Source organism: Janthinobacterium sp. PLB04 (assembly GCF_021165895.1).
GTDB classification, from domain to species: Bacteria; Pseudomonadota; Gammaproteobacteria; order Burkholderiales; family Burkholderiaceae_D; genus Janthinobacterium; species Janthinobacterium lividum.
Genome location: NZ_CP088968.1, coordinates 3,939,167 through 3,949,674 on the forward strand (window position 1 = coordinate 3,939,167; position 10,508 = coordinate 3,949,674).

Here is a 10,508-nt window from a genome sequence, read left to right on the forward strand (position 1 = left end):
CAGCACCAAGCATGCTGCCTGCTGTTTGAACTCAGGGGAAAACGTACGTCTTTGCTTGCTCATCAAACACCTCTCCATGGCGAGCATTCTCGCCTAAATCAGTGTCCGGGTACATTAAACCACTACAGTTTGACCAGCTTTGGGGCGGTTTGTTTCTCTGGACGACGTTTTGTTAGGCGTTCTTAGTTGTGAGCTCTCGGCATCGCACCGCCATCCGCTCAGTGAAGTTTGAATGACGAGCGAAGCCGGAATACTCATCCTCAACCTCCTCCATTATCTCTGTCATAAGAGCTTCTCTCTCTGGCGCCGGCATTCAAGGACCTCGGGAAGTTGCTCCAAGTTGTCGTAGAGCGCTTTATTCCAACGCAAAAATATGATCCGCATCGATCAATCTTTCGCACTCTATACTATCTTTATAAAGGCCCGATCTGGGCAGCGATTTTTCCCCAACCGCGTAGACAGAATACTTCCCGTGCCAAGCTTTCTGTCCGGTGACAGCTCGGTCGGCAGCGTGCAGATTGATCCACGCGGTTCCCGATCCGGCCAACTTGACATAGCGGGGCCTACCGCCTGAGCCGATCAGATTGCCGCCAAGGGCAGGCAATTCGGGCTGTTGAATTTCGTCGTTGCGCGAGATGATCACATACGACCCCAGACCCGTCTGGCGTTCGATACATGCCTTAAACTCTAAGACAATGCCTACAAAATCATCGATGTGAAGCTCGTTATCAGTGTAAAGCAGCGCTGTGTCAGAAAAGGTAGTTACATAAACTTCCGGTGACATCCGATATCCGGTATTGGGAATCGACACCACAGGCGCTTGAAAAGAAGTCGTCCAGCTATCGGCGGCATTCCAGAAACGTTCAAGAACTGCTGCCGCTTTGTGATTTTTAATCGCGTCTTTAATACCAACCAAATCGAGCAATGCATAAGTCTTTTGTGCCACGTTGAGCCTTTTGAAGTTATACAACAACGGAAGGAAGTGCGCTTCCTGCAATCCGTGTCGAAGATTTTTGATGCAATAAGTTTTTAATTTTAAACGCCGGCTTATTGATTTATGAATCGCCACGAGTTCGCTGGGCACTCGCGAGCCGTTCAAAAATGCCTTCGATCAAACTCTACAGGCGAAAGCTTGTCATTAAATCAGTGATGGCGTTTCGGATTGTAGAACATCTCGACGTAGTCAAAGATGGACACTCAACCGCGAATAGGTTAGCACTGGCATGGCGACAGCCCGCGTGGACTCCTATGGCTACATTCAAAATCGGCTTAACACCGGTCTTTGAATCTAGCCTTGTTCCTACACGCGGCTTGCAACCCATCAACCGCTGAAACGGCGTAGCACTCGGATTGGTCCTGGAGCCGAAATCACTCCTTCTTCACGAATCGTTGTGCCCGGTTCGGCCTTCAGAGAAACACGAACAGCATTGTGTCCCCTACGGAATGCGTGCGTCGAGCCGACAAGTGAGGCATCGTGTCCCAGCTTAACGATCATCAGCACCAGGAACGAGGCCGTTTGTTCGGGTTCATTTATTTCGGCGTGCATTTGAAGAATATCAGGTCGACTAGGCAGTGCCAAAAAGCTTGGATGTGAGTGCCACTCTCCCATATAGTTAAAACGCTGTGGCTGGAATCCTGTTAACAGATGGAAGCGGCGAATAAACTTTCGGTGCTGCGATGGGTCCCTAGTGAACGAAGTAGGCGTTCCATCTCTTTGAACGGACAGCGCTCGCACCAAAAATTTGCCATCTGCTATCTGTTCGGCCGCGAGCACCCCTCCAATCTCGTTTCGCCCGGCAGCGTGTAGCTCTTTTTTCAGTTTGCGGGCGCACTTCGCACTTAAAGTTACTTCAATCATGGGGCGCTTATTAATCAACGCGCGGCAAGCTAATCGGCCGCGTCTCGAATGGCGTCTCAAAAATCCACTCTTTTCGCAAGCCGATCAGATAAGCGGATTCTTGATAATCAGATTCTGCCGCGGGACGTAGTGTATCGATAATCAGTCGGGTTAGATATCCAGACAGGATAGAAACATCTCCATCATCGGCAATCATCGCCTGATGCTCGTCATTTTCACTGCCATAGTCGATGTCGCTATCGTCAGGCGGCTTAGGCAAGGAAGGATCTGTCATGGCTGTGTAGACCTGATGTCGGACTTCAAGCGGTGGGGATTCGATGCCAGGTCTGGAGCGTACTACGTAGCCGCCATAACCACCGCCAAACACCCGCCCCCATACCATCGGGATCTTCGCTTGTGACGCCACTGCGGCTGATGCGGCAAACCCTTGCCCGCTAGCAGATGTTTCGACAATCAGATCACATTTACCCAGCTTTTCGAGGGCCGCAACTATCGTCGCCATGGAGTGCTGACCGTCTAGACGTCCCTTCCAACTGTCGACCTGAACTTTTGGATTGATAGCTTGGAGCCGACTCATCACGCCATCGACTTTATGCGCTCCGACCTCAAACCAATCAAGCTCGTTGCGTACCAAATTGCCCGGCTTTAACACATCACCGTCAAAAAGAAGAAAATCAGACACACCGCATCGCGCCAGGCTAGCAGCTACTTTGCTTCCCATCGAGCCGCATCCAACTATGGCAATGCGTTTGCCATTGAGCGCATCGTTGCGAGCGGGGGCACGTTGCTGGTTATCCATCGGAATGATAGCCATATTAATAACTTCAGTTGGCCCGAGATATTTGGCAAGGATCTTAGTGGGCAATATCCCTATGACGATTTTTGGATCATCGAATGGGATATCGGAGAAATGCCGCCATAGTTCATCTGGCGCACAGCTATCATCGGTCAATGCTATATGGGCGGCGCTACCTTCTTCCAGATTGGCAATGCGCGCAAAGGGGAGGCTAGCCGTGCGAAATTGGCTCGGCAGCCCGTTATCAATCCACTTGTCAAAATGCCGATTACCCAGCAGTAAGATTCCAGTGAAAACCCACGCCAAATCGTACTGAACTCGCGACAATTCGAGAATGCTGACGACCTCTCCACGACGCCGGACTTCAGCGACAAGATCGTCAGTAAGTAGGAGCCTCATCGGCTCCCACGCCATGCGCTGGCCCTCTGTAAAGCGGTGATCATTCAATACCGCAAGTGGCAAGCCGGCCTCGTCAAGCGTCGATTCGGTCCCAAGCAACTTGCGCGCGCTACGCATCATGTCTGCGGCATTCAAACCTGGATACCAGTTGTCCGCACGTATCTCCAAACATAGTTCACCGTGGCCCCACTGATGCAGGGACCAACGCTCCTTCGCTCGCGGCATCACTTGTGGCGGCGCGTACGGATAAATGAAAGGATAGACGATTCGGGTCTCCCACCATCGATCGCCAGCAAACATATCGACGTCAACCGCTGCGGTCTTTGCTTCGTCGTCGATATCCCACTCGACATTTTTTAGCCAGCCCTCAGCGACTAGGTCGGCTAAGACGCGTTGCTCCTGCTGTAGCATACCATCCGGACGCGTAAACCACATCAGGAAAACCCCCGTTGGCTCCTGGAAGGCTGCGCAGCGCTGGCGTTAAACGTGAAGCCTGCATTGGCCGCCGCAGACAACGCCGGCTTGGAGAGACTAGCGCCGATAGAGGCGGAATTTTTCTTCGAATCGTCGTTAGGTTCCAGTGCATCCATGGCCGCAGCGTAGTCGAAGTCAGTACGGCGCCGCAACGAGCCGAATAGGTTCTGGAAGGCCTCCGGCGCATTATCGTAGAGCGTTTGTCCGATCGCGGTTTGACGTCCGGCGCATCGCTTTTGCTCCGCCTCAGATTTCAGTACGGACCGGCTAATGCAACACCGCACCCGCTCTCCCTTAATGCCGAGGCGAGTAACCGACGTGATCCCGTGTTCCAGGCCGATCTGCAAACCTAGGTCGGCGGCATCAATATTCGAATTTTTTAATTCCACCAGGGCCAGATTAAAGCTGCTTCGCATCGCGGCAGCGCAAAGAATCCCGTTCTTTGCTGTTTCCCCGTCGTCGGTGTTTTGCGCGGTGCCCTCAACCAAAATCCCATGGACACAATCGCCAATAAATCGGATCTTCTTCCCGGCAAAGTCTTCATGCAAAACGCTGTCCAGTTCGCCCCGCAGCACGTGCAGCGTCCTGACCACGTCCTTAGCCTTCTCGTCATCGTCCACACGGTCGGCAACGTAGCGTGTGAAATTGTCGATGTCTGCATACAGCGAAACGCTCTCTTGGCGACGGGAATTGGCCGGCGTCAAATCTTCAAGTTTCAATGATTGGAAGGGCGGTGTGTGGCGATAGAAAATGAAACTGCCGATCGGGCTGTTCTCCAACTCCTCTTTCCACTTTTTGACCACCTGATCGACAGTGACCGTAAGGGCCGCATGTTCTTGCGCTTCGGCGATTTGTGCAGAAGTTACGGCAGTGACGTCCACTTCCAGAACTTTATCCCAGTCTGCCGCAACTCTGACGTTATTCGTCATGTAGATGCCTCCCACACTTCCAGCAGCACGTTTAGCCGCCTGATTAGCGGGATTCCCCAGGAACAGTGGCTCCCGGCTGGAGCGTCGGCCGTTGTTGACCGCCAGCGCCTTGCCCGAATCAATGCCGATACGCGTCTTCGCCGCAGGAAGCGGATCGTCACTGTCCTCCCTCGTTTTTGCCAGCACGTCACGGATTAGCTGCGCCGTTGCGACCGCCTTCATCACACGGGCCTTTTCGTCACCATACGGCTTAGCAAATACGGCATGCAGGCGTTGATTATGGAAATCAACTTCGATTGCGTCTACGTCCAGCAGAATATTGCGAACGGCACGGTAGTGTAGATTCAGGAAGCGCAACGTCCGCTGGTGCGAGCGCTCCCCTTCGGTGACGGTTACGTTCAGCATTTCATCGATGTTCAATATATCGATATAAAGGTGGACGCCGTCGACTCGGTACGCGACGCCATTAGCCAGACCAGTGAGGTCCGTGGTTCGTACGTATTCCTTAATGGTAACAGTCTCGACTTCGTCAATGCGCGTCTCAATGCGTTTCTTCGCACGGTCCTCATCCCACGTCCGCTTCACCATACTCCTCCCAGCTTTGATATTTATCAAAAATACCGATCGTCTAGACACGTCGATAATTATGCACGTTGGGCCGAAATCCGCTGAATCAAGAACATGAGGAAATTATTTTTTATGAAAATCAATTAATAAAATTTCCATTTCACAACTTTGCTGGTCTGGCGGCATACTGGAGCCCTGTCCTTCAGTTACTTAGTCGACAGTAGCGCTACTCGTTTCGAAATATGCGTTTTAATTGTAAGATGTCAAAACAATTTCTGGAGTGCAAAATGGACGAAAAAGAGACCTCACCATCGGCAATGAAGGATGATGACCGCCTGAAGCTATACGCAAGCTATGCCGAGATCGGCCGCAAGTGGACGTCCGTCATGGATTCAAAAGGCACATTCTTCTCGGCAATGAACGCCGGCATTCTGGCATTTTTATGGGGAAGCTTGAAAATCGCGCAGTGGCCCGGAGCAGCACTATATTTCGGTCTCTCCGCCACACTGTCGTCGCTCATCGCACTGCTGTCGGCCATGCTTGTTATTGCGCCTAGGGAAAATTTATCTGTTCTGGTCGGGAAAAAAAGCCCTTGGACAGCTGAATACAAGCCTTTAAGCTTCTATGGATATATTTCTAAAAAATATGGCAAGAATGGGTTGAAAGATATGGTGAGAGAATTTAGGCGCTTGGATACCGAGGCATTTGTCTACGAAGCCTTGGAACAACATCATTCAATATCTCAAGTGATACAGCGAAAGTCGAACTGGGTCTTCCGGTCCGCAGTTTTCACATTCCTCTCACTGTCGTTCGTTGTCGCGTCGCTCCTGGCTTGGAAGTTTCCATAAAACGTAGGAATAGGTAATGGCAGGGGTCGCCAGCGCGAGTGGCATAGGCATAATCAATGTGCCATTGGTACGTGGACCCGTAGATACTGATTTTATCCATATCGTTCCACATGTATAGTGTAGGTACGGCGCCCGTTCATCGACCGCCTCCCGGCACTTTTTTCACCCTCCTAGCCGCTACCTTATTCAGTCTGGGAGAAAGAGAAACTTGGTTCCACCACCGTTCGTCAATCAGCGGCCGCAGGTTCATCTTCCTCAGCCTCCGGCGCCGCGGCTTCAGATAGCGCCTATCATGAACAAGCCACGCTAAAGTTATCGAGGTCATTATGGTGCCGCACATGTTCGATTCTGGCTTGGAGCCGCGTGATTTCGCGTGTCTTGTGCTCAAAAACGTCGACTACGACTCGCAGTTGCGAGCAATAAGAGAATTGCTGAATGTGCATCAGAAAATAGCTCGCACTCGCAGTTTGAAAATTGCCGAGATTGAGAAAGAAATCCCCAAACGGCGTGGTATAGATCGCATAAATGCAGAACATGACCGCACCGATTTATGCCACGAATCGGTCTATGAGGATGCAGCACATAGCATGGCCGCGATAGGAATGCTTGCGCCGTTTATCGAAACGGTTTTTAGCCAGGTATTTGAATCAATAAAGCAAAAGTACGAAGGCAAGGTGCTTCCGGCACCAGATCATTCAAGATGGACGGCCGAGGAAGCGAAGCGTTGGAATTGTCGGTGGTATTACAGCAAAACCAAAGGTGCCATGGAAAACGATGTGACGCAGGGGATTCTTGAACTCTCATGCGTCACGGGCCTGAATTCATACCTACCTACCGAGCTGCGCCCGATACTCAAAGCGTTATTTGGTTACCGTAATAACATGCTGCATAACGGGTTCGAGTGGCCATTGGATGCGAGGAACAAGTTCCATAAACGCACAAAACGGGAGTGGCCTGAAGAATGGTTCAGCTGGGCACGAAGTGGCGACGCACCATGGGTCTGCTACATGACCGATGCTCTTATTAATGAGAGCTTGGTCTACATCGACCAAATTCTCAGTGGCATCGGCCATTTTTTCACTGAAAAACTGGAGGGCTGAGGTCCGGACAACGGCGGTTTGTCTCCGCGTAACTGATGGTTACGTGGATGGGCCGTCGTGGCTCTTACAGCCGTTTTTGTGCTGTTTGGCCCAGATTTAGAACGCCTAACAAAACCGCTGAATGTATCTCCAGCAGATGAGTATGCAGGCAAGCGAGAGGAATGCCTGGTGGATATGGGCACGGCGTTCGTAGCGGATACGTAATCGGCGGAAGCGGTGCAGCCAGCCCAGCGTGCGTTCGACCACCCAGCGCCATTTACCCAGCCGATCGCGCGACTCGATGCCATAGCGGGCTATGCGTGGAGCGATGCCACGGCTGCGCAACCAAGCCCGATGGGCTCGTGAAGCATAGGCCTTGTCGGCATGCAGTTTGGCCGGACGCTTGCGTGGACGGCCGGCAAGCCCTGCTACTGAAGGGACGGCCTCGAGCAGGGGAATGAGCATGCGGGAATCATGTACCTGAGCCCCTGAGATGCTCGCCACCAGAGGCAGACCGCGTTGATCGACGAGCAGATGGTGCTTGCAACCGAGCTTGCCGCGGTCGGTGGGATTGGGGCCAGTATGCTGTCCGCCGAGGGGGGGATGGCACGCTGGCCGAGTCGACACTGGCGCGTTCCCACTGAATCTGGTCGTATTCCCGCAAGTGCTGCAGCATGGCGTCATGGATACGTTGCCACACACCTGCCTGTTGCTATGCATGCAGGCGCCGCCAGCAGCTCATGCCGCTGCCGCAACCGACTTCACGGGGAAGATATTCCCAAGGCAAGCCGGTCTTGAGGACGAACAGGATACCGGTCAAGGCGGCTCGGTCGTCAATGCGAGGACGCCCGCCTTTGGGGGAAGGACGATATGCTGGTAGCGATGGCTGAATCAGCGCCCGCAGGTCGTCAGGAAGAAGTGCTTTGGCCACGGCGTGGCCCTCGAAAATGATGTCAGGTAGGTTTGACCAGCATCGGTGCCCTTTGTTTCCCTGGACGACGTTTTGTTAGGCGCTCTTACAGGGTGTAGACGAAATCAACGCTTAAAAGCGAGTCTGTTGAGTAGCATACGTGCTTCAGCCAACCACACCCAGGCTGCCGAAACAGTGAGTTTGCGGTCGTGATGCATCACCGTGCGGCGCCAGCGTTCCATCCACGCGTGTGTCCGTTCGACAACCCAGCGCATCGGCAGGACCCTGAACCCGGCATATACAGCCGCAGCATCTTCAGGGGGCGTCTTGGGATCGTGCAGCGTGCCGGTCGTGCCATTGGCTGGATGACGAACCACTTCAACCCGAATATGCTGCGCCTGCTCGATGGCCTGCGCACATTTCCCGCCATAGGCGCCGTCGGTATAGAGCCTTTCGAGGCGAGGGCTCTTACTGCACGCTTGCGTCACCACGGTTGCTGCCGCATCCCGGTCTTGCACGCTCGCGGCAGTGACGGACACGGCGATGATCAGCCCCATGGTATCGACCACGAGATGACGCTTGCGCCCTTTAACCTTCTTGCCTGCATCAAATCCGCTTTCGCCACCTTGCGGCGAGATACGGGTGGACTGTGCATCAATGATTGCCGCGCTTGGCGTACTTGCGCGTCCCATGCGTACCCGCCATTGTTCGCGCAGCCGGTCTTGCATCTGTTCGAATACACCTGCGCCGACCCAGCGCGAAAACGCCTTGTAGACCGCTTGCCAGGGTGGAAACGTCTCGGGTAGCAGCCGCCATGCGCAGCCTGTACGCAGCACGTAAGAGCACGCATTGACGAGGTCGCGGCGGCTGTAATGCACGGGCGTGCCTCGCTGTCCCGGTGTACGCTCGAACAAATCAGCAACCAGCTCCCATTCGGCATCTGTCAGGTTCGTGCTGTATGGCGAGATGGCCTCGCGCCGGTGAGCTGCCGTATAGCCATACCGTTTGGCGCCCTCGGCTCGCACCGCGACCTTACGGCGCAGTGGCTTGAGCCGCACAACGCCTAACGCGCGTAGGGCACGACGAATCGTTGCTGCGCACACGCGCAGAGCGCAGCGGTGATGCAGCTCGTCGGCAATTTCCTGCAAGCTGGCCTGGGCGCGCTCCAGCACGATTTCGTGCAAAACGGCGATATGCTCAGGCTTCAACGCTGGTGGTCTGCCGCCGGCGATGCTTGACGACGCAGTGCTGCCGAGTGAATGCCTGGTTACCATAGCATGCTCCCTTCACATCGAGATAGCATGCCACAACTTCGTTGTTGATTTTGTCTACACCCTCTAACAACACCTAACAAAACCGTAGCGAGCGGATGTGAGTTGTGGTTGAGACGCGGAACTGTGCGAATGCACAGTGAGCATCGGAAACCGCAAATCGCGACGCGCAGTAGGTTTTAATAGGTGTTCTAAGAGTTACGCGCGAAGACAGCGGTAGGGAGCAACGCCTGCCGCTGTCGGTTGCCGTACTTATGCCCAGACGATGGCCTCCTGTCCATGCGCTTGCAGGTAGGCATTGGCCTGGCTGAACGGTTTGCTGCCAAAAAAACCTTTGCTGGCCGACAAGGGAGATGGATGCGGCGCCGCCAGCACCAGGTGCTTGCCGGGATCGATCAGGGTGCGCTTGGCTTGTGCATAGCCGCCCCACAGGATGAACACGAGATGATTCCGCTCGGCGGATAGGTGGCGAATGGCACTGTCCGTCAGCTTTTCCCATCCCTTGCCCGCGTGCGAACCGGCCGTGCCCGCGCGCACCGTCAGCACGCTGTTGAGCAAAAACACGCCTTGCTCGGCCCAGTCGGACAAATCCGTGCGCGTGCGCGCCACGCCCGCGTCACTATGTAATTCCTTGAAGATATTTGCAGGCTGGGCTGAGGCGGTGTGCCTTCGGGAATCGAAAAGCACAGCCCCATGGCCGCGCCGGGCATGTGATACGGGTCTTGCCCCAGGATCACCACCTTGACCTGCTCGAACGGCGTCAGGTCGAACGCCCGAAAAATATATTTGCCCGGCGGAAAACACTGCCCCGCCGCGTACTCTTCCTTCACGAAGGCGGCCAGGCGTTCCCAGTAGGGCTGGGCAAACTCCCCCTCCAGCCGCGCTTTCCACGATGCGTCGATGCGTACGTCCATGCCTCACCTCATAGCTCATTCGTCAACCATGCTTTTTCAGCATGCCAGTATAGAACGCTCAGCCGCATGAGGTGGACACGATACGAACAGGCAAAAAAAAGCCACCAGCATGAGCAGGTGGCTTTGATGTGGCGCAAGGTGCTTAGAAATTCAGCGCCGATTCCACTGTGAACAATCAGAAGTTGGTGAGACAATTCGGCCATTTGGCGTATATTCATCCAGAAGTTGGTGAGACAATTATCAGAAGTTGGTGAGACTGTTTTCATAGTACTGCACCTGTTCCTGAGAATTCCCCACCCCCACAACTTACCTACACACCTCACTCCACACCCCCCCATCCACCACCCCCCCCACTCATCACTCCACGCTCCCCCACACTCCTGCGCGCCCTCTGCCTCCTGCCCCACTCACTCTACTCATCCATGCTAATCTTCCTCTAGTCAACCAACACTCTTCTCTACAC

Annotated in this window: 9 protein-coding genes and 2 pseudogenes; 2 read left to right on the plus strand and 9 right to left on the minus strand. The window is 54.1% G+C overall.

The window, feature by feature from the left end:
* Window positions 1–355 precede the first annotated feature (355 nt).
* The 5 genes and pseudogenes from LSO07_RS17495 to LSO07_RS17515 form a co-directional block, all read right to left on the minus strand.
* Window positions 356–1,084, minus strand: coding sequence for a hypothetical protein (locus tag LSO07_RS17495; RefSeq protein ID WP_208672411.1), 729 nt, complete (start codon window positions 1,082–1,084; stop codon window positions 356–358).
* A gap of 11 nt (window positions 1,085–1,095) precedes the next feature.
* Window positions 1,096–1,191: pseudogene (locus LSO07_RS17500) on the minus strand (IS3 family transposase); the annotation flags it as partial.
* A 130-nt stretch (window positions 1,192–1,321) separates the two neighbouring features.
* On the minus strand, window positions 1,322–1,858 hold the full coding sequence (locus LSO07_RS17505; RefSeq protein ID WP_208672412.1) for a Mov34/MPN/PAD-1 family protein: 537 nt from the start codon (window positions 1,856–1,858) through the stop codon (window positions 1,322–1,324).
* Window positions 1,859–1,868: 10 nt separating this feature from the next.
* Complete coding sequence (locus tag LSO07_RS17510) at window positions 1,869–3,488, minus strand: ThiF family adenylyltransferase (protein ID WP_208672413.1); 1,620 nt, start codon at window positions 3,486–3,488, stop codon at window positions 1,869–1,871.
* A complete protein-coding gene (locus LSO07_RS17515; protein ID WP_208672414.1) occupies window positions 3,488–5,044 on the minus strand; it encodes an adenylate/guanylate cyclase domain-containing protein in 1,557 nt (518 codons plus the stop codon). Before LSO07_RS17515 ends, LSO07_RS17510 begins: the two co-directional genes overlap by 1 nt.
* Before the next feature lie 266 nt (window positions 5,045–5,310).
* Between LSO07_RS17515 and LSO07_RS17520 the strand changes: the two genes are divergently transcribed.
* Window positions 5,311–5,871 carry a hypothetical protein gene (locus LSO07_RS17520; RefSeq protein ID WP_208672415.1) on the plus strand — a complete coding sequence of 187 codons (561 nt, stop codon included), beginning with the start codon at window positions 5,311–5,313 and terminating at the stop codon, window positions 5,869–5,871.
* Between the two features lie 338 nt (window positions 5,872–6,209).
* The gene (locus tag LSO07_RS17525; RefSeq protein WP_208672416.1) at window positions 6,210–6,971 is read left to right on the plus strand and encodes a hypothetical protein; all 762 of its coding nucleotides are present in this window, start codon (window positions 6,210–6,212) and stop codon (window positions 6,969–6,971) included.
* A gap of 105 nt (window positions 6,972–7,076) precedes the next feature.
* On the opposite strand, the pseudogene LSO07_RS17530 reads toward LSO07_RS17525, so the two are convergent.
* The 4 genes and pseudogenes from LSO07_RS17530 to LSO07_RS17545 all read right to left on the minus strand — a co-directional run bounded on the left by LSO07_RS17530 (window position 7,077) and on the right by LSO07_RS17545 (window position 10,045).
* Window positions 7,077–7,881, minus strand: a pseudogene (locus LSO07_RS17530) (IS5 family transposase).
* Between the two features lie 104 nt (window positions 7,882–7,985).
* On the minus strand, window positions 7,986–9,134 hold the full coding sequence (locus LSO07_RS17535; protein WP_151092518.1) for an IS5 family transposase: 1,149 nt from the start codon (window positions 9,132–9,134) through the stop codon (window positions 7,986–7,988).
* 249 nt (window positions 9,135–9,383) lie between these two features.
* Window positions 9,384–9,740, minus strand: coding sequence for a uracil-DNA glycosylase (locus tag LSO07_RS17540; protein WP_231772988.1), 357 nt, complete (start codon window positions 9,738–9,740; stop codon window positions 9,384–9,386).
* On the minus strand, window positions 9,671–10,045 hold the full coding sequence (locus tag LSO07_RS17545; protein WP_231772989.1) for a hypothetical protein: 375 nt from the start codon (window positions 10,043–10,045) through the stop codon (window positions 9,671–9,673). The genes LSO07_RS17540 and LSO07_RS17545 overlap by 70 nt, the downstream gene beginning before the upstream one ends.
* Window positions 10,046–10,508 lie beyond the last annotated feature (463 nt).